A 20,650-nucleotide genomic window follows, 5' to 3' on the forward strand; every position below is an offset into this window, starting at 1 on the left:
CACTCCCACTTTCACAGATCGAGCACGAGGTCGCTTCGGGGCCGTGAGCAGCAGATCAGGACATTTCCGTCCGCCGGTCCGTCGAGGGGATCCGGCGCATAGCTGACCACTCCCGCAATGAGCCCGCTTTCGCAGTTGTGGCAGACGCCGGTCCGGCACGACCAGCGCACCGGCACGTCGCATGCTTCGGCCAGCTCCAGCAGGCTGGCGTAGGACGGTCCCCAGCAGACGTTGAGGCCACTACGGGCGAATGAAACCATCGGGCCGGGGCCGGGCGCCCCCATGGGCACATGTACAGGCTTCGGCAGCGAGGCCGCGATGCCGGGCGTCAGGGATGGCCTGGCACCGAACAATTCCGTGTGGATGTGACCGGGCGAGACGCCCAAATTTGCGAGGCCCGCCGTGAGATCGCTCATGAAGGCCGTCGGTCCGCAGAGATAGTAGTCCGCATCGCGCGGCACATCGAGCCTCAGGAGCAGGCGCCCATCCAGACGTCCGGTGGTGTCGAAATCCACGCCGGGACGATCGCCCGGCTCAGGGGCGCTGTAGCAGACGTGGCTGTGATGGTGAGCCAGCGCAGCCAACAGCCCGCGCGCCTCGACGGCGAACGCATGTTCGCGGCCGTTGCGGGCGCCGTGCAGCCACCAGACGTCCCGTGTCGCCGCCTCCGCGGCAAGCGCGTGGAGCATGGCGAGCACCGGCGTCACGCCGATGCCGGCGCTCAGCAGGACGACGGGCCTTGCCTCCTGCCGCAGCGTGAAGTTCCCGCGCGGCGCGCCGACCCGCACGACGTCGCCCGGTCGGAGCTCGTCGGCGATGTAGAGGCTGGCGGCACCGTGCGCCTCGCGCTTGATGCTGATGCGGTAGGATGCGATGTCGGAGCCGCTCGACAGCGAATAGCTGCGCATTATCGCTCGCGCCGCCGGGGGCTCGAGCTGGACGACGACGAACTGGCCGGGCAGGGCGGCGGCCACGGGATGTCCGTCGATGGGATCGAGGATCAGCGACGTCACGTTGCCGCTCTCGGCGATCTTGCGCGACACACGAAACGGTCGAAAACCGTGCCATGCCGGAGGCGGGCTCGAACCCGGTCCGAGCCCGGCGTTTCCCGCGGCCGTATTCTTCCCGCGCTGCTGCTCGAGCAGCGCCGCGAAAGAACGACGCCAGCCGCGGCTCAGCGCCGGAATCCGCAGTGCGCGCTCCAGGCGTTCGCGCGGGTGAGGCGGCATGTAAAGCAGCGCATTGATCTCAAACACGCTCATGCGCTCGGGCCCGCGGGCGACCCGCGTGATCTCGTCATCGGCTTCGACGTCGCCCTCCTCGATCACGCGAAAATAGAAACCGGGCCGGCCGTGCTTGACGAGCAGCGCGGGCATGTCCGGCTCCTCCATGCGAATGCCGAGGCGGTAGCAGGTGACGCGCGGCTGCGTCACCTCGAACAGGGCAGAGCCGATCCTGTAGCGGTCGCCGATGCACACGTCGGTGTCGGCGAGGCCCTCGACGGTGAAATTCTCGCCGAATTGACCGTGGACGAGGTTCGACCGGCTTAGGTGCTCCTGCCAATATCGATAGGACTCGTCCTGGTAGACGAAGACGGCACGATGTTCGCCGCCATGACCGGCCGTATCGCCCTGGCTGTCGCCATCGATGTTGAGCCTGCGCACCCTGCGCGGGCCCTCGATGGGCGCCTTCCAGATGCCGGTATGAACGGTCCTGCCTTGCCAGGCGACGTCGCGCGGCAGGCCGACATTGACGGAAAGCAGACGTGCCATGCGTATTTCCCGGCGTGACGAATGCCACTGCGCAATCCGGCGATTTCCAGATTTCTGCATCGCCAATCTGCACCCAGGCCGGACTATTGGCCCGTTAGTCGTTGTTAGACGTTGCGAGACAGCCTTGCTCCCGGCTCTCTTTGCTCCAATTTGAACAGCGGAAACCGCAAGAACGGGAGATGGCGATGAATGATCAGGCCAGGCTGGCCGCGCTCCGGCGCCATTGGGACGCTTCGGACGCGAACGATTTCGAGGCCGAGCACGACATCTATCGCGAGGACGCGGTGCTCGACTATCCGCAATCGGGCGAACGTATCTGCGGCCGCCGGAATATCCAGGAGAGCCGGTTCGTGCAGCCCAACAAGAAGCGCTTCACGGTTCGGCGGATCATCGGCGGCGGCGATCTCTGGGTGAGCGAGTTCGTGCTCACCTATGACGGCGTGCCGTCCTACGTCGTCAGCATCATGGAATTCAGCGACGGGTTGGTGGCGCACGAAACGCAGTATTTCGGCGACAGGTTCGATCCTTCGCCCTCGCGTGCGCATCTTGTCGAGCGGATGGGGTAAAAGCGATTGTCGGACTCCGGACGCGCGTCAACCTGGAACCCGATGCGGCGGCTGGTCGCAGTCTCCTCGCCTTGATTCCGACAGGCCCATCTTTAAGTGTGAGACGAACAAGAATCCGGGCCCCTCTGGCGAGGACGCCGACGAATGTCGGCAAACCTCGCGATGTCGGATGACCTGTCCCGCGCGAATGCGATGGATCGGCCGATCGTCGGGCCTTCCTTGGTTCTCTCCGACCCAATCGTCCCCATCGCAGCTCCGCGCGGCCATCTCACAAGCTTGAGGAGCCATGATGTCTGACGCTGCCACTTCCAATCCGATCGAAATCGAGATCACCGAACCGTCCGGCCTGAACGAGCAGGCCGCGGTGGCGCTGGTCATCGCCGGCGCGCTCGTCGCGGTGGCCGACCGGCGCGTCTCGCCGGTCGAGCGCGACGAGGTGATCCGCTTCATCAGGGATCGCGGATTGGCGCCGCATATCAGCGAAGACCGATTGTTCGCGATGTTCGACGCGCTGGCGGAACGTTTGGAGGAGCCGGACTTTGCCAATGTGGTGATCGACACGCTGCGGCCGGTTTCGAACATGTCGCTCTCGAGCCATCTGATGGAGCTGTCGGAGCGCGTCGCGGCCGCGGACGAGGACGTGCATCCCCATGAGGTGCAGGCGATCAAGCTGCTGCGGCTGCTGACGCTGGTATTGCCCCGCGCCAAGCAGGTCGGACCGGGTGCGGCAGGCACGGTCCCGAAGGAGTGAGCATGAGCGCAACATCGGACGAGCGTACGACCGGGACCGAGGACGCCGCCCGCCAGATGGCCGGCGGCGATCCGCGCCTTGACAAGCTCGTCGATCGCCTGCCGCCGCGCGTGGGCGACACCGTCACCTATCTGCTCAAACCGTCCAGCCGCTGGGTGAGGATCCCCTCGGGCGCGCTGCTGATCGTCGGCGGCGTGCTCTCCTTTCTGCCGGTGCTCGGCGTCTGGATGCTGCCGCTCGGCCTCGCGCTGCTCGCGGAGGACGTGCCCGCGCTGCGCTCCTCGCGCGCCAAGGTCCTGGATTGGGTTGAGCGGAAGAAGCCGCACTGGCTCGATCCGTCCGCACCGAAAAACGATCGATCATGACCGAATTCATCACCACCGACGCGCTCACCGCGCTGCTTCAGGTCGTCCTGATCGACCTCGTGCTCGCCGGCGACAACGCCGTCGTCATCGGCCTTGCCGCCGCCGGCCTGCCGGCAGAGCAGCGCCGGCGCGCCATCGTCGTCGGCATCATTGCCGCCACCGTCTTGCGCATCGCCTTTGCCGGCGTCGCGACCCAGCTCCTGCAGGTGATCGGCCTCCTGCTCGCCGGCGGCGTGCTACTGCTCTGGGTCTGCTGGAAGATGTGGCGCGAGCTGCGCGAGCAGGCCGCGCATGCGAACGAGCTCGCGTTCAGCCATGGCGGCGGCGGAGGCGCGGCTGCTGCCCCGCGAAAGTCATTCAGCCAGGCGGCCGTGCAGATCGTCGCTGCCGACGTCTCGATGTCGCTCGACAACGTGCTCGCGGTCGCGGGTGCCGCGCGCGAGCATCCCTACATCCTCGCCTTCGGCCTGCTGCTGTCGGTCGCGCTGATGGGCGTCGCCGCCGATCTGCTCGGCCGCGTGCTGCAGAAGCAGCGCTGGATCGGCTATGTCGGCCTCGCCATCATCGTCTACGTCGCCTTCGAGATGATCTATCGCGGCTCGCTCGAGCTCGCGCCTGTGATCGCGAGTCTCTGAGGCAACGCGTCTGTCCGTCATCCGGAGTGATCAATGAGTTCTGAACCCAAAGCACCTTCGGCGCGTTCCGCGACAGCGCCGCAAATCGGCCCGTTTGCGCAACTCATCTTCGGCTCGCGCTGGCTGCAGGTACCGCTCTATGTCGGCCTCATCGTCGCGCAGGCGGTCTACGTGCTGCTGTTCCTGAAGGAGCTCTGGCACCTGGTCTTGCACTCGTTCGACGCCAGCGAGCAGCAGATCATGCTGGTCGTGCTCGGGCTGATCGACGTCGTCATGATCTCGAACCTGCTGGTGATGGTGATCGTCGGCGGCTACGAGACCTTCGTCTCGCGCCTGAATTTGAGCGGCCATCCCGACGAGCCGGAATGGCTGAGCCACGTCAATGCCAGCGTGCTCAAGATCAAGCTGGCGATGGCGATCATCGGCATCTCCTCGATCTCGCTGCTCAGGACCTTCATCGAGGCAGGCAATCTCGGCACGACGCGCAGCAATTTCACCGAGAGCGGCGTGATGTGGCAGGTGCTGATCCACCTGACCTTCATCATCTCGGCGGTCGGCATCGCCTGGGTCGACCGCCTCAGCGAGAGCGGTCACCGCAAGGAGTCCAGGCACGCCTGAGCCCGCGACCGGGACCCCGTTCAGAGACGACGGCTCCGCGCCGGCGTCTCCGAGGGCGCCTCGCCGAAGGTCATCTTGTAGCCTCTCGCGAAATCGCCCATTTGCCAGAAGCCGTTGCCGAGTGCTGCGGCCTTGACGCTCACGCCGGCGCTGGCGGTCATGAGCTGGATGCGGGTCGACCATAGCCGCTTGAGACGCAGAAAATGATGCAGGCTGACGCCGTGCACGGCGCGCGTGGCGGTCTGGAGCGTTCGCACGGGTAACGACGGCGGCGTTCGATCACGCGACCCTTGATCACGCGACCTGCGGATATGCCGCGTTCTCCCGCCGCTCGCGCTCTCCCAGTTCGCGCACGAGTTCCTGAAGAAACGACTCGGTGTAGGCGGGCAGGGTGCGCTCGGCGCGAACGTAGATGCCGAGGTCGGACCAGACCGGGCTGCCGGCATTGTCGAGCGGCAGGAAGACGAGCTGGCTGTCGCGCGACAGCCGGCCGATTCCGAGCTGGGTCTGGAACGCGACGCCGACGCCGCGCGCGGCGAGTTCGCGCATCAGGTCGATCGAGTTGGCCTGGATCGCCGGCTCCGGCGTTTCCGAGAGCTGCGCGATCAGCGGCTGGAGCAGATGATAGATCGACAGCTCCGGCAACGCGTGGATGACGGGGAAGGCGAGGCATTGTGCCAGCGTGACCGTCTTGCGCCGCGCCAGCGGATGCTCGCGCGCGACCACCGCGCCGAGGCGAAACCGCTTCAATGCGACCTGCCGCAGATCCGGCGGATGGCGCAGCGCCATGGCGATGCCGATGTCGGCCTCGCCGCGGCTCAGGGCCTCCAGCACGTCCGAGGATCCCTTCACCTCGGTGGTGAAGCTGACGCGCCGGGCGCGGGTGCGATGCGAGGCGATCAGGTCCGGCAGCACCGACTCGGTCAGCGACTCGATGCAGGCGATGCTGACGGTGCCGTGCCAGGCGCCGGAGAGGGAGGCGACATCCGAGCGGAAGCGGTCGAGGTCCTGGAGCACGTTCATGACGTGCCGGGCCAGCATCTCGCCGACCGTCGTCAGCGTCAGGCCACGCGTCGTCCGTTCGAACAGGGGTGATCCAATCTCTTGTTCCAACTTGAGAATTTGGCGGCTGACGGCAGAGGAGGCGACATTCAGGACGCGCGCTGCGGCCCGGATCGAGCCGGTGCGGCGGACCGCGTGGAAGTACTGAATGGCCGGTGAGTGAAATCGCATGGGACCCCCGGCCCATTTATAGCTGTTGCCGAAACGGCATCAACATGTGCGAAATTCTCTGCTTTTCGAGCGCGCCTCTCCAACCTAGGTTCTCCGCCGGCTTGGCCGGCCTCGCCGCCAGGCCTGCGCAACGACGCGCCAGGGGATGAATTGGGTGATGATCGGAGTGGACCGGAATATCGGTTGCGGGCCTGAGGGGGTGCGGGACAGCCGCCTGGTCGACCGCCGCCGCGCCGCCGCCTATGTCGGCGTGACCGCCGGCCGCTTCGAGCAATTGGTGCGCGACAACGTCGTGCCGCCGCCGGTGATGGTGGAGAACAAGCGGCGTTGGCCGATCGCGTTGCTCGACGTCGCCCGGGATGCAGTGGTCGGCAGCATGCCCTGCCTGCCGCAGGTCGCGATCGACGTTGCGCCGGAAGTGCGTCCCTGCGAGCGAGACGCCGTGCCGCCCTCGCACGAGCTGCCCGACCGGGCTTGGTTCGAGCAGCGCGCGCGGTTCGTCCAGCGCGTACGCCGGTCGCTGCTCTCGGGCAACGAGATTCGTCTCTTGCGCGAGTTCAAGTTGCTCAAGCAGAACCAGATCAGCATGTTCGGCTATTATGGAAGCTTCGAAGCCCTGATGGTGCGCGGCTACATCGTCGAGACCGCGCGAAAACCGCCGTCGAGCCGTCCGCTGGTGACCTATCGCCTGACCACGCGAGGCGAGCAGGTGATTTCCGCGCTGAAGGACGAGCCGGTGATCTGACCGGCGCGGACAAGGCCAACGCCAGGGGATTCTTCGGCATCATCGCACGGCATGCAACTCCAGAAACGCCTTCACGCCGGTGACAGTGCCCGTGTCGGACGGCACGTAGCCGGGTAGCGTCGCGACAGCCGCGCGAAAATCGGCGCTGCGGATGATCTCGAGAATGCGTTGCATCGGCCCGGTGTCCAGGAACGCGCGCTTGCAGACGAAGAAATAATCCTCGGTGAGGAGGCGGATGAAATCGAGGCCGAAATGCCGGGCGGCCGCCTCGACGCCGAAGCTCACATCCGCCATGCCGCTCGCGACATAGGCCGCGACCGCGGCGTGGGTGAACTCGATCTGCTGCGCGCCGTTGATCCTGCTCTCGTCGATGCCGCTTGCGGTGAGCAGATGGTCGAACAGCAGGCGCGTGCCGGAATCATGGTCGCGGTTGACGAAGCGCACCTTGGGGCCGGTGAGATCGCCGAGCGAAGCGATGCGCAGCGGATTGCCCCGCGCGACCATCAATCCCATCTCGCGGGTCACGAAGCTGATGATGCGATCTTCGCGCGGATCGAGCCATTCGCGCGCCGCCTTGATGCCCTGGGCGCGCAGCGCGCCGTGCGGCAGATGCAGGCCGGAGAGGTCGCAGGCACCCTGTGCCAGCGCGACCAGCGAATGCTGGTTGCTGACATAGCGCAAATCGACGCCGATGCCGGGCTCGCGGTCGAGGAACTCGCGCAGCTTCGCCACCGCAAAGCCGTGGCTGGCATGGACGCGGATCACCGAGGGGCGCTGCTCGAGGAACGGCTTGATCTCGCTTGCCAGCTCCTGCGCCAGGTTTTGGAGCTGCGGCCCGAGCCGGGCCTGCATGCGCTCGCCGGCCCACACCAGCCGCTCGCCGAACGGCGTGAGTTTCGAGCCCTTGCCGCGCTGGGTCTCGACCAGCGGCGTGCCGAAGAATTCCGACCATTGCTCGATCAGATTCCAGACATGGCGATAGGACAGGTGCGCATCGCTGGCCGCGCTGGTGATCTTTCCGGTCTTCCTGATTTCATTGAGGATGCCGAGCATGACGACGACGGTGCGCGGATTGCCCTCGCGGCGAAACCGCCAGACGGCCTCGATCTCGATCTGAAGCATCTGATATCCTTATGAACTGCGCTTCATATGTGGGGCGTCCATTTGCAAACCATATCATATTTACTGCAGGCACGAGGCGCCTAGGCTGGCATACCAAAGATGGAGAGAATATGATGTCTGTTGCATATGACTTTGCGCATTCGCCGGCGACCGAATTCATGGCCCGGCCGCAGCATCTGCTGATCGACGGTCGCCGCGTGGCCGCCAGCTCCGGCCGCACCTTCAAGTCCCTCAATCCCGCGACCGGTCAGGTCATCGCGACTGTTGCCGAAGGCAACGAGGCGGATGTCGAGCACGCCGTGGCGGCAGCGCGCAGGGCGTTCGAAGGTCCCTGGCGCACGATGCGCGCCTCCGAGCGCGGCCAGATCATGCTGCGCTGGGCCGAGCTGCTGAAACAGCACGCCGACGAGATAATCGAGCTCGAGTCGATCGATGCCGGCAAGCCGATCTCCGCGACGATGCGCCAGGACTTTCCGGCCGCCATCGACACGCTGATCTATTATGCCGGCTGGGCCGACAAGATCAGCGGCGACGTCGTGCCGGTGCGTGACGATGCCCTGACCTATACCGTGCGCGAGCCGGTCGGCGTGGTCGCAGCGATCGTGCCGTGGAATTTCCCGCTGATGATCGGGATGTGGAAGCTCGCGCCGGCGCTGGCCTGCGGCTGCACGATCGTGATGAAGCCGGCCGAGCTGACCTCGCTGTCCGCGCTGCGCATCGCCGAGCTTGCGCTCGAAGCCGGCCTGCCGGCGGGCGTCTTCAACGTCGTCACAGGGCCCGGCCGCGTCGTCGGCGACGCGCTGGTCAATCACCCCGACGTCGACAAGGTCACCTTCACCGGCTCGCCCGGCGTGGGCCGCGGAATCATGAAGGGCGCGGCCGGCAACTTCAAGCGCGTCTCGCTCGAGCTTGGCGGCAAGTCGGCCAACGTCATCTTCGACGATGCCGATCTCGAAGCAGCAAGCAAGGCTGCGGCATCCGGCATCTTCTTCAATGCGGGGCAGGTGTGCTCGGCCGGCTCCCGGGTGCTGGTGCAGGAGAAAGCCTATGACGAGGTCGTCGAGCGGCTGGCTGCGCGCGCAAGATCGCTCAGGATCGGCGATCCGCTCGATCGCAAGACGACGCTCGGTCCCGTGATCTCCGAGAAGCAGATGAAGTCGATCCTCGATTATGTCGATATCGGGCAGAAGGAGGGGGCAACCCTCGTCACCGGCGGGACGCGGGTCGGCGAGCGCGGCTATTTCATCAGCCCCGCGGTGTTCGCGGGCGTCGAACACGAGATGCGGATATCGCAGGAGGAAATCTTTGGCCCCGTCCTCAGCGTCATCAAGTTCAGGGACGAGGCCGATGCCCTGCGGATCGCCAACGGCACCGCCTACAGCCTCGCCGCCGGTGTCTGGAGCCGCGATATCGGCAGGCTGCAGCGCTTCGCCAAGCGGGCGCGCGCAGGCACGGTGTGGATGAACACTTATGGCTACACCGACGTGCGCCTGCCCTGGGGCGGCGAGCGCGACTCCGGCCTCGGCCGCGAGCACGGCACGGCCGCGCTCGACAATTTCACCGAACCCAAGGCTGTGTGGATGAACCTGGCCGTCTGATACCTCCCGAGCGGCCAAGCCTGGAGCCCGCCTGATCTTTCGGTCAGGCGGGCTCTCTTTTCGAGATCGGTCAAATTGTCTGCATTCCGCTCAGTCGCGGCAAACCCTGCGGACAAGAAGCACGGCGCCTTAAACCAGAGTTTTGGAACCGACCTGCATGCTGCCTGCAAAAGGTTGGGGCATCAGCATGTCAGTTCTCAGGGAGATCGTCGTTGCCGTCGCGGGAGTCTACGCGCTCCTGTTCGCGTGCGACGCATTGTTCGGGGTTGGCGAAGCGCGCTTCGACGACGCCTATTACAGCGCCAGCTTCTACGCGCCGCGGCCGAAGGAATTCCGGTTCGCCGGCGATACGCCGCCGGCCGTGCGCGTCAGCGACGCCTTTGCGCAATTCGCGCCGGGCGAAGCCAAGCCGAACAAGCGTTACTCGTCTCTGACGATGATCATTCGCTAGGGCGTCTACTCATGGTTCCGCTTCGCCCCGACGACCAGCCCCCCACCTACGAGCAACTCGTTCCTCAGTTCATTTTGGCACGGGTGAGCCGTGATGCTGAGCAATCAGCCATCGGCCGTCTACCTTCACCATCGCGAGCGTCAAACGGTAGGGGACCACTGTGCCGTCCTTGAGAATGAAATTCGCAAAGCCGGAGCTAAGAAGGACGTCTGGCACCACCGCGACGGCTTGTTGGTCTCCCATCTTTACTTGGATGCCTGGAGGGAGCTTACTAAAGTAGGCGCGTACGCCCGCTGAGCCTGAGAAGAGTTGGGCAACCGACCCGAAAAGCGTTGCTTCGCTGGTGTAGAGTGCGACGAACTTGTCGGCATCGCCCGAATTGTAGACCTGCTCCCACTGCGCTCTGACCGCCGCGGCGTCTTCGTTTGGTCCGGCCTTCGCAAGTTGAGGCAAGGAAAAACCAACGACAATCAGAAAAATTGCGAATAGCCTCTGCATAAGGACGCTCCAATATATTCGGTACGGCTAGGGCGGCGGTTCGGCCGCGTGGACCTGCGCCGGAAAATTTCAGCTCAATTCATCAAGCAATACTTGAAAGTTACAGCCAATGTCGGAGTTGGGTCAATCGCGGCGGCTCGTCCCTTGGCCGGTGACGTCCCGTTTGCGCAGGACTCCGCACCACATCACCGATACGATGGGCCATGAACGGAAATCGGTCGACTGCTTCTTCAATCCTCCCAACCGGCTTTATGAAGGCCGTCCAGCATGAGGGCGTGATCTTCTGGCCGAAACCACGGTGGCCGCTGACGGACCTGAAACTCGAAGGATGTGGATGAAATTGCGATTGCTTTTTGCAGCGCATCTTCGGCTTCAGCGGTGCGACCGAGTTGGCCGAGAGCAGCGGCAAGCCAGCGGTAGGGGGAGGGAAAATCGGGAAATGTTCGGATCGCGTGCTCCGCCGTCTCGACTGCGGCGGCGTAGTCCCGGCAAAAATAGTGAGCCAATGCGACCTGGTTCAAGCGATTCACCAGCGACGGGTCACGAGGGTCGAGTCGAATGCACGTCTCGAGGGCGACGAGCCCCTCTTTTGGACGGCCGGAATACGCGAGAATGACGCCCAAAGCTCCGTGAGCCGCTGCCAGATTCGGGCAGAGTGCCAGCGCCCGTTCGGCCTGGGCATGTGCCCCGCTGTGATCGCCCCGAGCGTTGAGCGCCAGCGCCAGGCGTGAATGGGCGTCAGCGTTGCCACCATCCAGAGCGACCGCGCGTCGCGCCAATTCTTCTTCTTTGACTTGTGTTCCTTTCGCCCGACTGAGCATGGTGGAGAGCCCGATATATCCGGGCGCGAACATTGGGTCGAGATCAATGGCCCGCTGAAAGAACTGTCCGGCAACGGCATCATCCTCGGCGCTCGCCTTGCCCAGATGCCACATTCCACGCTGGTAGGCACCCCAGGCATCAAGACTTGCGGGTGGCTTGCGCATCGCCCGCTGTTGCTCGGCGCCGGCAATGACCGGTGCGATGGCGATGGTCGTGGATTGCGCGATGTCATCCTGTACGGAGAAGATGTCGGCTATATCGCGGTCGTAACGTTCCGCCCAGACATGTTTGCCCGTTTCCGCTTCGACAAGCTGTGCGGTGACGCGGACGCGGTTGCCGGATTTTCGCAGACCGCCCTCAAGCACATAGCGAACGCCGAGTTCGCGCCCGACTTGTTTCACGTCGACCGCGCGTCCCTTGAAGGAAAACGACGAATTGCGGGCGATGACGAACAGTGAGGAGTATCGCGACAAAGCCGTGATGACGTCCTGCGCGATTCCGTCGGCGAAGAACTCCTGGTCCGGATCGGGACTCATGTTCTGGAACGGCAGCACCGCGATGGATGGCTTGTCCGGAAGCGCAAGGGGTCCCGCGATTTCAGGCGCTTGACCTGGCGTTGATGCTGCAGAGGAGTACTCATCGACAAGAAGACGCCATGCATGCATCGGTTCGGCGATATTCTTGAGTGCCTGCAGGCCCATATCGTCGTAGGCGACGTCTATCTTGCCGCGAATCTGCCGACGAGCATCGTCGGAAACACAGATGCCGCCGGGGTCGGCTATCCCTTCGAGGCGCGCTGCGATGTTGACGCCATCGCCGAAGATGTCGTTGTCATCGATGATGATATCGCCGATGTGGATGCCGATCCGGAATTCGATCCTCATTGCCGGGGAGACGTCGGCGTTCTGCGCCGCCATTCTGCGCTGGACTTCAACCGCACTGCGCGCCGCGTCTACCGCACTCGCAAACTCGACCAGCATGCCGTCGCCGGTGGTCTTGACGATGCGGCCGCGATGCGCAGAGATCGTGGCATCGACAACGGACTTTCGAGCTTCCTTCAGCCGGGCCAGCGTGCCTTCCTCGTCGGCGCCCATGAGACGGCTGTAACCAGCGACATCCGCAGCCAACACCGCTACAAGTCGTCGTTCCACGCGCTCGCCGGTCAAAATGGCCTCTAAAATATGATATCTGGCCCAGCGCATCAAAGCACGCAGAACTGCTTTCGGCTAGCGCCGACGTTCGTTCGGAATCACAAGACGAAATGCCGGAGCACTTTGCGCCGGTCTGCTTCACCCCGAGAAGCAGCATGTGCCGGTCCACGCCTTTCGCGCTCTATTCTCACTCCCCCTGGATCCATTCCGCCACGCCGCGCCATAGCGTGTCGCGATGCTCGGGGCGGAAGAAGCCGAAATGGCCTATTCCCTTGGCGCCGACGTCGGACGGCTTCACCGTCAGCACCTCCGGCTTGATCGCGGTGAAGCCGGACGTGAGCAGCTCGACCGCCGGCCGCGTCGCCCAGGCATCGTCGGAGAAGCACAGCGCGCGCAGCTCGCCCTTGAATTTTGCGAAATTCTCCAGCGCCGGCAGCTTTGAATCGAACAGGTAGCGCGGGCTCGAGACCCACTCGGCCCATTGCAGGAACACGCCCTTGGGTAGGTCCTCGCCGATGCCGGCCCAGCCCGGCGCGTAGCCGAGCGCGTGGACGAGCGGCACGCCGACAAGATTCATGAAGGCGTAGACGCGATATTTCTCCGGAGATGTCATCAGCCGCCAGGTTGCCGCTTGCGAGGCCACGAAGGCGGCGCGCGAAATCTCGCTGTTGTTTGCGATCAGCCCCAGCGCCTGGCCGCCGAAGGAGTGGCCGACATAGGCCAGGGGCAGGGTGTTGTAGCGCTCGCGCATCCAGTGCACCGCGGCGGCGACGTCGAGCGCGGCCCAGTCCGACATCGAGGCCTTGAAGCCGACCAGCGATTTCGGCTGGTTGTAGCCGACCATCGCCGGCAGCCGGGAGTCGCCAATGCCGCGATAGTCGTAGGTCAGGACCGCGCAGCCGCGGTGGGCGAGATAGGAGGCAAAGCCGCGATAGATTTTTCGCGGGACGGCGGTCGCGGAGTTGATCAGGACGGCATGGCGCTTGGTCCCGCGCGGCAGGAACAAGGTGCCGGCCAGCGCATACCCGTCGCTCGCCGGGAAGCTGATCTCGTCGATGAAAACGTCGTCCAGTGCCGCGTCCATGGGCAGCCGGTATCCTGCCAGTTTCCTCGCCGTTTCCCAACAAATGCGAATTTGGCTTTTCCCGCAAGGGTTTGCAGTGCCGAATGGATTTACAACTGGCGGCGGGGACCCAGCCTGTGTATAAGGCGGCCCTCGCAACCCACAGATCAGGTTGTGCTTTTTGCTTCACGGAGAGATTGCGATGTCCGAGCGGTGGACGCCCGAGTCCTGGCGCAGCAAGCCGGTGCTCCAGGTGCCCGATTATCCCGACGCCAAGGCCCTGGCCGACGTCGAGGCGCAGCTTGCGACCTTTCCGCCGCTGGTGTTCGCGGGCGAGGCGCGCAACCTGAAAAAGGCACTGGCGCGGGTCGCGGCCGGCGAGGCCTTCCTGCTGCAGGGCGGCGATTGCGCCGAGAGCTTTGCCGAGCACGGCGCCAACAACATTCGCGACTTCTTCCGCGTGCTGCTGCAGATGGCGGTGGTGCTCACTTACGCCGGCGCGGTGCCGGTGGTGAAGGTCGGCCGCGTCGCCGGCCAGTTCGCCAAGCCGCGGTCCTCGCCGACCGAGAAGATCAACGGCGTCGAGCTGCCGAGCTATCGCGGCGACATCGTCAACGACATCGCCTTCACCAGGGAAGCGCGCGTGCCGGATCCGCAGCGCCAGCTGATGGCCTATCGCCAGTCGGCGGCGACGCTGAACCTGCTTCGTGCCTTCGCCACCGGCGGCTACGCCAATCTCGGCAGCGTGCATCAGTGGATGCTCGGCTTCCTCAAGGACTCGCCGCAGTCCCGCCGCTACAAGGAGCTGGCTGACCGCATTTCCGACGCGCTGAATTTCATGCGCGCCTGCGGCCTCGATCTCGAGGCCCATCCCGAGCTGCGCGCCACCGATTTCTACACCAGCCACGAGGCCCTGCTGCTCGGCTACGAGCAGGCCATGACCCGCGTCGATTCCACCACCGGCGACTGGTACGCGACCTCCGGCCACATGATCTGGATCGGCGACCGCACCCGCCAGCTCGATCACGGCCATATCGAATATTTCCGCGGCATCAAGAACCCGATCGGGCTCAAATGCGGCCCGTCGCTCAAGCCCGACGAGCTGCTGAAGCTGATCGACGTGCTCAATCCCGACAACGAGCCGGGCCGGCTGACGCTGATCGGCCGCTTCGGCTCCGACAAGGTCGGCGAGCATCTGCCGAACATGATCCGCGCCGTGAAGCGCGAGGGCAAAGTGGTGGTCTGGTCCTGCGATCCCATGCACGGCAACACCATCACCTCGACGTCGGGTTACAAGACGCGTCCGTTCGACCGCATCCTGTCCGAGGTGAAGTCGTTCTTCGCGATCCACGCCGCGGAGGGCACCCATGCCGGCGGCGTGCATCTGGAGATGACCGGCCAGGACGTCACCGAGTGTCTCGGCGGCGCCCGCGCGATTACGGACGAGGATCTCAACGATCGCTACCACACGGTCTGCGATCCGCGCCTCAATGCCGAGCAATCCATCGACATGGCGTTCCTGGTCGCGGAGCTTCTCAAGCAGGAGCGCGCCGGCAAGGTCAAGCCGATGCCGGCCGCAGCGGGGCTCTAACACCTTGCTGCGGATCTGGAAGGCCACGATCAATTCCCGTAACGGTCTGGCCTTTGCGTTCCGTTCGGAGCAGGCCGTTCGCGAGGAGATATTTGCGCTCATCCTGTCGGTGCCGCTGGCATGGTTCGTCGCCGCGACGGCGCTGCGGGCGGTCGAGCTGGTCTGTTCGGTTGCCTTCGTGCTGACGGTCGAGTTGCTCAACACCGCGATCGAAAAGCTTGCCGACCGTCTGACCATGGACCACGACAAGCAGATCGGGCGGGTCAAGGACATGGGCTCGGCCGCGGTCGGCGTTGCGCTGCTGATGGCCGGCGCGTTCTGGATCATTGCCATCATCGAGCGATTGGGATTCCTCTAACCCAATAATCGGAGCGCGGCGGCCATGACCGAACGTCTCAACGCATTCGCGGTCACGCTCGCCCAGCTCAATCCGACCATGGGCGACATCGAGGGCAACGCCGCGAAAGTCCGTGCTGCGCGTCTGCAGGCGATCGCGGACGGCGCCGATCTCGTGCTGTTTCCGGAATTGTTCATTGCCGGCTATCCGCCGGAAGACCTGGTGCAGAAGCCGGCCTTCCAGGCTGCCTGCCGCGCCGCGATCGAGGGGCTTGCCCGCGAGACCGCCGATGGCGGCCCGGCCATGCTGGTCGGCACGCCCTGGGTCGAGGAGGGCAGGCTCTACAATGCCTGCGCGTTGCTCGATGGCGGCCGTATCGCCGGCTTGCGCTTCAAATGCAATCTGCCGAATTACGGCGTGTTCGACGAGAAGCGGCTGTTTTCGCGCGGGCCTGCCGCAGGCCCCGTGACCGTGCGCGGCGTGCGCATCGGCGTTCCGATCTGCGAGGACATCTGGCTGGAGCAGTCCGAGGATTACGAGAACGTGGTCGAGACGCTGGCCGAGACCGGCGCCGAGATCCTCCTGGTGCCGAACGGCTCGCCTTACGCCCGGGACAAGAGCGACGTGCGCCTGTCGGTCGCCGTCGCGCGCGTCACCGAAAGCGGGCTGCCGCTGGTCTATCTCAACCAGGTCTGCGGCCAGGACGAACTGGTGTTCGACGGCGCTTCCTTTGCGCTCAACGGCGACCTCTCGCTCGCCGCGCAGCTGCCGGCGTTCGCGGAGAGCATCACGACGCTGCGCTTCACGCGCAACGGCGACGACTGGCGCTGCACGGGACCGATCGCCGCGCAGCCCGAGGGCGACCATGCCGACTACGCCGCCTGCGTGCTGGGCCTGCGCGATTACGTCGCCAAGAACGGCTTTCCCGGCGTGCTGCTCGGCATTTCCGGCGGCATCGACTCCGCCCTGTGCGCTGCGATCGCGGTCGATGCACTCGGCGCCGACCAGGTGCACGGCGTGATGCTGCCTTACCGGTATACGGCAGCACACTCGATCGCGGACGCCGGCGAGCTCGCCGGCCATCTCGGCATCCGCTACGAGGTGCTGCCGATCGCGGAAGCCGTGAGCGGCTTCGAGACTATTCTCTCGGACATCTTCAAGAATCTGCCGCCTGATATCACCGAGGAAAATCTCCAGGCCCGCACCCGCGGCACGCTGCTGATGGCGATCTCCAACAAGACCGGCCTGATGGTGATGACGACAGGCAACAAGTCGGAAATGTCGGTCGGCTACGCCACGCTCTATGGTGACATGAACGGCGGCTTCAACCCGATCAAGGACATCTACAAGACGCAGGTGTTTCGGCTGGCGGCATTGCGCAACAGCTGGAAACCCGATGGCGCGCTGGGCCCTGCAGGCGAGGTCATTCCCCCCGATATCATCACGCGTCCGCCGACCGCGGAATTGCGCGAGAACCAGACCGATCAGGACTCGCTGCCGCCTTACGACGTGCTCGATGCCATCCTGGAGCGCCTGATCGAGCGCGAGGAGCCGCTCGACAAGATCATCGCCGCCGGCTTCGATCGCGAGACCGTGGTGCGCATCGACCATCTGCTCAACGTCGCCGAATACAAGCGCCGCCAGGCCGCGCCGGGGGTGAAGGTAACGGCCAGGAATTTCGGCCGCGACCGCCGCTACCCCATCACCAACCGTTTTCGCGACAAGGGAGAGCCGCTGCCCGCCGCGGACGAGACGCTGGTCTCCCGCGGGAGCAAAGCGTCGATCGACGCGTTCGAGGGGTGACGGGTTTGGCGCTTGGGTTTACCCCGCCCATACCCGCGAGCGAGATGGGCGTTATTGTGCCCTCGCCCCTTGTGGGAGAGGGCAGCACTGCCGTCGAAACGGACTCACTCGGGTGAGGGGTCTATCTCCACGTACGCATATGCATATGTGAGCGCGGATAGAACCCCTCATCCGGCGCTTCGCGCCACCTTCTCCCACAAGGGGAGAAGGGAACGGCACTACTTCTGCTGCTGCGGCAGGAAGCTCGGTCCGACCGAGCGGATCGGCTTGTTCTCGGACGAGGTCGCAGGCGTGCCGGTATCCGCAGGCGGCGTCGCCGCGGGCGCGGCGGCTGTCGTGGGTGCCGGAGCAGCGCCCTTCTTGGCATTCGCAGGCGTGCCCTTGTTGAGCCGCTGCTGCTGCATCTTCTTGGCGCTCTCCTCGGTGACGATGATGTCACCTTGCTGCTCGGCCGCGGCCTTGTCGTCGGCCGATTTCAGCGCATCGGCCCAGGTCTGGCCCGCGGCCTTGCAGGAGCAGGACGGGTTGAACTCGCTGCGGAATTTGAAGGCGGTCGGCAGCGCCGTGTAGGGCTGGCCGCTGATGGAGACCGCGGAGTTCATGTCCTCGCCGGGATTGCGATGGGTGTAGAGCACGGCTTCAGCGGCCGGGCACAGCGCCTTGCAGGTCCTCTCGTCGTCAGGGAAGCGCGCCGGCACGGTGGCAAACGAGATGGGGAAGTAAGCGCCGTCACAGGTGCGCACGCACACGGTGCGGTAGGTGCCGGATTGCGGCCCGAGATCGGAGGGCGGCACGGCTTGCGGATTGTTGGCGTTGTTGCCGCCGAACAGATTGCTCAGGAAATTGCCGCCGCCTTGCGACTGCGCGGCGTTGGCATATTGCGGGCCGCAATTGTTCTGCGCCAGCGCTGCAAGCACCGAACGGCGCTGGTTGTCGCGCTCCGGGCTGAAGCCGCCGGGGCCGCCGCCGCGCAGGCGCTCGAGATTGCCGGTGATCTGGTCCAGATTGGCGCGCATCTGCTGGATCTGGGTGTTGACCGGACCGCACTGTGCCGACTGGCCGTTGAACAGCGAGAAGAATCCGGAGGAATCGCAGCCCATGCGCTTGGCCTGCATGGTGACGCGGTCGAGCTCGGCCTGCTGACGGGTCTGGGACTCCTGATAGCGGCGGATCTGGTCCTCGCGCGCGGGGTCACCGCCGCCGCCACGATCGAGCGCGGCGAGCTGTCCTTCCAGACGCACGCACATCGGATTAGATCCAAGCCCGTTCTGGCCGGGCTGAGGCGGCGGTCCGGGCGGGCCGGCCTGTGCGAAAGCGCCGGTGGCGAGCACGACGGTGCCAAGGAGCACGGCGCAGGCAAGGAGGAAGCGGGCACGGGAGAGGGACAAAAATTCAGGCATATCCGCCATTCTAGCGAGGTCACGGCCCAGCGTGATCTGGAAGGCCGAAGCGCGCCCTCCAATAGCCGCTTCCTGCGGCATCGTCACGTCGTTTCGGGGACCAAGGATCGGGGCCTAAGTTACGCCAGTTCCGAGCGAATTCAGCGCTGGCAGGTGATTGCGACATATTCGTCGCAATGGCCATGGGAGCAGTTTGCGCCGGATTTGGGGACGGAGCCGGTAATTTCGTCGGGATCGACCCGGCGATAGCTTGATGCCTGGGCAAAATCGCGTGACTGGCAATAGGTGCGTGCGACCTGCGCGCCGCATGTCTCGCCCTTGGCCAGGCACTGGTCGACGCCGTAGCCGTCGGCCTGGTTGGCGATGATGAAGACGCGGGTCTCGGCGCATGCGCTGGACGCCGCAAGGATGGAGGCGCAGGAAATCAGCGCAAGCAATGATCGCATGAAAACACCGGGGCAAAAAAGGAACTGCCAGTTCCAGAATGGGCTCAAATAGTTAAGGATGATGAACCATAAAGGCAGGCGGCCGCGGATTGCGGAGATAAAGCGGCGTTTCCGCGGCTCTCTTGACGCGGGGCGGCCTCATAGCCCATATGTTCCGTCATGAACGGTCTCCTCGTCATTTGCGCCATTTGCCGCGAGATTACGAGCTAGCGATTCGCTGGCTGGAGCCGTCTTTTCTCAAAAACATTGAGAGCACTGGACGCCCGGCCAACAGCCGACGGGTATCCATATGGACTTGCGCCTCTACGATACGCTGACGAAGGAGAAGCGGCCGTTCCAGCCGCTCGATGCGAACAATGTCCGCATGTATGTCTGCGGACCGACCGTCTACGACTTCGCCCATATCGGCAATGCGCGGCCGGTGATCGTGTTCGACGTGCTGTTTCGGCTGCTGCGCCATCTCTATGGCGAGGCGCACGTCAAATATGTCCGCAACATCACCGACGTCGACGACAAGATCAACGACCGCGCCGCGCGCGATTTTCCAGGGCTCCCGCTGAACGAGGCGATCCGCAAGGTCACCGAGCAGACCGGCAGGCAGTTTCACGCCGACGTCGATGCGCTGGGCTGCTTGCGTCCGACTGTCGAGCCGCGCGCGACAGAGCATATCGGCGAGATGCGCGAGATCATCGAGAGGCTGGTTGCCGGCGGCTTCGCCTATGTCGCCGAGGACCATGTGCTGTTCTCGCCGCAGGCGATGAACGCCGCCAATTCCGGCTTGCCGCGCTATGGCGCGCTGTCCAATCGCTCGCTCGACGAGATGATCGCCGGCGCGCGCGTCGATGTCGCGCCCTACAAGAAAGACAACACCGACTTCGTGCTGTGGAAACCGTCCAAGCCGGGCGAGCCGTCATGGCCGTCGCCGGCGGGCATCGCCGTGCAGGGGCGTCCAGGCTGGCACGTCGAGTGCTCGGCCATGGCCTGGAAGCACCTCGGCGAGCATTTCGACATCCATGGCGGCGGCATCGATCTCGTGTTTCCGCATCACGAGAACGAGGTGGCGCAGACCTGCTGCGCCTTCCACCAGCCGCGCATGGCGAACACCTGGATGCACAACGGCTTCCTGCAGGTCGAGAGCGAGAAGATGTCGAAGAGCCTCGGCAACTTCGTCACCATCCACGAGCTGCTCGCGGACTGGCCGGGCGAGGTGCTGCGTCTGAACATGCTCAAGACGCATTATCGTTCGCCGATCGACTGGACCACGAAGTCGCTGGAGGAGAGCGCCAAGACGCTCGACGATTGGTATCGCGTCGCGGCCGACGTCGCGCCCGGCCAGCCGGCTTCGTCGGTGGTCGAGCCGCTGCTCGACGACCTCAACACGCCGCTCGCAATCGCGGCGCTGCATGGCCTGCGTGGCAGTGACGTGGCTGCCCTGGCGGGGTCATTGCGCTTGCTCGGTTTCCTCTCGGAGAGCGCAGCCCAGTGGGAAGGGCGCAAGCGGCAGGCGAGCGGGGTCGATGCCAGGGAAGTCGAGCGTCTGATCTCGGAGCGGACGACCGCGCGTGCGCGCAAGGATTTTGCGGAATCCGACCGCATCCGCGATCTGTTGGCGGCGATGGGCGTTGCGATCAAGGACTCCAAGGAAGGGACGACGTGGGAGGTCGCACGATGACGCGCCCCGAC

The 20,650-nt window shown here is 64.9% G+C and carries 21 protein-coding genes; 12 read left to right on the forward strand and 9 right to left on the reverse strand.

The genetic code is table 11. The features are described 5' to 3' along the window. Nucleotides 1-11 precede the first annotated feature (11 nt). Complete coding sequence (locus OC450_RS18645; protein WP_211383304.1) at nt 12-1,772, reverse strand: MOSC and FAD-binding oxidoreductase domain-containing protein; 1,761 nt, start codon at nt 1,770-1,772, stop codon at nt 12-14. A gap of 185 nt (nt 1,773-1,957) precedes the next feature. On the opposite strand from OC450_RS18645, the gene OC450_RS18650 reads away from it, so the two are divergent. From OC450_RS18650 to OC450_RS18670, 5 genes are all read left to right on the forward strand, one after another. Next, a complete protein-coding gene (locus OC450_RS18650; protein ID WP_211383305.1) occupies nt 1,958-2,338 on the forward strand; it encodes a nuclear transport factor 2 family protein in 381 nt (126 codons plus the stop codon). Between the two features lie 289 nt (nt 2,339-2,627). Continuing rightward, a complete protein-coding gene (locus OC450_RS18655) occupies nt 2,628-3,089 on the forward strand; it encodes a TerB family tellurite resistance protein (protein ID WP_211383306.1) in 462 nt (153 codons plus the stop codon). A gap of 2 nt (nt 3,090-3,091) precedes the next feature. Beyond that, nucleotides 3,092-3,454, forward strand: a complete 363-nt coding sequence (locus tag OC450_RS18660) for a hypothetical protein (protein ID WP_211383307.1) — start codon at nt 3,092-3,094, stop codon at nt 3,452-3,454. Then, nucleotides 3,451-4,089 (forward strand): TerC family protein, encoded by a 639-nt coding sequence (locus OC450_RS18665; RefSeq protein WP_211383308.1) that lies wholly within the window; start codon nt 3,451-3,453, stop codon nt 4,087-4,089. The genes OC450_RS18660 and OC450_RS18665 overlap by 4 nt, the downstream gene beginning before the upstream one ends. Nucleotides 4,090-4,122: 33 nt before the next feature. After that, nucleotides 4,123-4,707 carry a TIGR00645 family protein gene (locus OC450_RS18670; protein WP_211383309.1) on the forward strand — a complete coding sequence of 195 codons (585 nt, stop codon included), beginning with the start codon at nt 4,123-4,125 and terminating at the stop codon, nt 4,705-4,707. Between the two features lie 20 nt (nt 4,708-4,727). Here the strand turns inward: OC450_RS18670 and OC450_RS18675 are convergent, their stop codons facing one another. Both OC450_RS18675 and OC450_RS18680 read right to left on the reverse strand, forming a co-directional pair. Beyond that, nucleotides 4,728-4,964 (reverse strand): helix-turn-helix domain-containing protein, encoded by a 237-nt coding sequence (locus tag OC450_RS18675; protein ID WP_262048413.1) that lies wholly within the window; start codon nt 4,962-4,964, stop codon nt 4,728-4,730. A 37-nt stretch (nt 4,965-5,001) separates the two neighbouring features. Further along, nucleotides 5,002-5,940 carry a LysR family transcriptional regulator gene (locus OC450_RS18680; protein WP_211383310.1) on the reverse strand — a complete coding sequence of 313 codons (939 nt, stop codon included), beginning with the start codon at nt 5,938-5,940 and terminating at the stop codon, nt 5,002-5,004. 157 nt (nt 5,941-6,097) lie between these two features. On the opposite strand from OC450_RS18680, the gene OC450_RS18685 reads away from it, so the two are divergent. After that, entirely contained in the window at nt 6,098-6,685 is a 588-nt protein-coding gene (locus tag OC450_RS18685) for a hypothetical protein (protein WP_211383554.1), read from the forward strand. 39 nt (nt 6,686-6,724) lie between these two features. Here OC450_RS18685 and OC450_RS18690 read toward each other — a convergent pair whose 3' ends face one another. Then, on the reverse strand, nt 6,725-7,807 hold the full coding sequence (locus OC450_RS18690; RefSeq protein WP_262048414.1) for a helix-turn-helix transcriptional regulator: 1,083 nt from the start codon (nt 7,805-7,807) through the stop codon (nt 6,725-6,727). Between the two features lie 113 nt (nt 7,808-7,920). Between OC450_RS18690 and OC450_RS18695 the strand changes: the two genes are divergently transcribed. Further along, nucleotides 7,921-9,405: an aldehyde dehydrogenase family protein gene (locus OC450_RS18695; RefSeq protein ID WP_262048520.1), complete on the forward strand. Its 1,485-nt coding sequence runs from the start codon at nt 7,921-7,923 to the stop codon at nt 9,403-9,405. A 187-nt stretch (nt 9,406-9,592) separates the two neighbouring features. Further along, nucleotides 9,593-9,856: a hypothetical protein gene (locus OC450_RS18700; protein WP_211383312.1), complete on the forward strand. Its 264-nt coding sequence runs from the start codon at nt 9,593-9,595 to the stop codon at nt 9,854-9,856. 69 nt (nt 9,857-9,925) lie between these two features. Here OC450_RS18700 and OC450_RS18705 read toward each other — a convergent pair whose 3' ends face one another. The 3 genes from OC450_RS18705 to OC450_RS18715 form a co-directional block, all read right to left on the reverse strand. Further along, nucleotides 9,926-10,354 (reverse strand): SgcJ/EcaC family oxidoreductase, encoded by a 429-nt coding sequence (locus OC450_RS18705; RefSeq protein ID WP_211383313.1) that lies wholly within the window; start codon nt 10,352-10,354, stop codon nt 9,926-9,928. Nucleotides 10,355-10,584: 230 nt separating this feature from the next. Next, nucleotides 10,585-12,342: an adenylate/guanylate cyclase domain-containing protein gene (locus tag OC450_RS18710; protein WP_262048415.1), complete on the reverse strand. Its 1,758-nt coding sequence runs from the start codon at nt 12,340-12,342 to the stop codon at nt 10,585-10,587. Between the two features lie 172 nt (nt 12,343-12,514). Beyond that, entirely contained in the window at nt 12,515-13,411 is an 897-nt protein-coding gene (locus OC450_RS18715) for an alpha/beta fold hydrolase (RefSeq protein WP_211383315.1), read from the reverse strand. Nucleotides 13,412-13,592: 181 nt separating this feature from the next. Here OC450_RS18715 and OC450_RS18720 point away from each other — a divergent pair, with 181 nt between their 5' ends. From OC450_RS18720 to OC450_RS18730, 3 genes are read left to right on the forward strand one after another with little or no spacing between them, the layout of a single operon-like run. Further along, nucleotides 13,593-14,981, forward strand: coding sequence for a class II 3-deoxy-7-phosphoheptulonate synthase (locus tag OC450_RS18720; protein ID WP_211383316.1), 1,389 nt, complete (start codon nt 13,593-13,595; stop codon nt 14,979-14,981). Nucleotides 14,982-14,985: 4 nt separating this feature from the next. Further along, a complete protein-coding gene (locus OC450_RS18725) occupies nt 14,986-15,339 on the forward strand; it encodes a diacylglycerol kinase (RefSeq protein ID WP_063983991.1) in 354 nt (117 codons plus the stop codon). 24 nt (nt 15,340-15,363) lie between these two features. After that, complete coding sequence (locus tag OC450_RS18730) at nt 15,364-17,121, forward strand: NAD+ synthase (RefSeq protein ID WP_262048416.1); 1,758 nt, start codon at nt 15,364-15,366, stop codon at nt 17,119-17,121. Between the two features lie 218 nt (nt 17,122-17,339). Here OC450_RS18730 and OC450_RS18735 read toward each other — a convergent pair whose 3' ends face one another. Both OC450_RS18735 and OC450_RS18740 read right to left on the reverse strand, forming a co-directional pair. Next, the gene (locus OC450_RS18735; RefSeq protein ID WP_262048417.1) at nt 17,340-18,530 is read right to left on the reverse strand and encodes a DUF2865 domain-containing protein; all 1,191 of its coding nucleotides are present in this window, start codon (nt 18,528-18,530) and stop codon (nt 17,340-17,342) included. 131 nt (nt 18,531-18,661) lie between these two features. Beyond that, the gene (locus tag OC450_RS18740; protein WP_262048418.1) at nt 18,662-18,967 is read right to left on the reverse strand and encodes a hypothetical protein; all 306 of its coding nucleotides are present in this window, start codon (nt 18,965-18,967) and stop codon (nt 18,662-18,664) included. A gap of 289 nt (nt 18,968-19,256) precedes the next feature. Between OC450_RS18740 and cysS the strand changes: the two genes are divergently transcribed. Continuing rightward, nucleotides 19,257-20,639, forward strand: a complete 1,383-nt coding sequence (gene cysS / locus OC450_RS18745; RefSeq protein WP_262048419.1) for a cysteine--tRNA ligase — start codon at nt 19,257-19,259, stop codon at nt 20,637-20,639. Nucleotides 20,640-20,650: the final 11 nt, after the last annotated feature.

The organism is Bradyrhizobium sp. Bra78 (genome assembly GCF_024519855.1).
Lineage (GTDB): Bacteria > Pseudomonadota > Alphaproteobacteria > Rhizobiales > Xanthobacteraceae > Bradyrhizobium > Bradyrhizobium japonicum_G.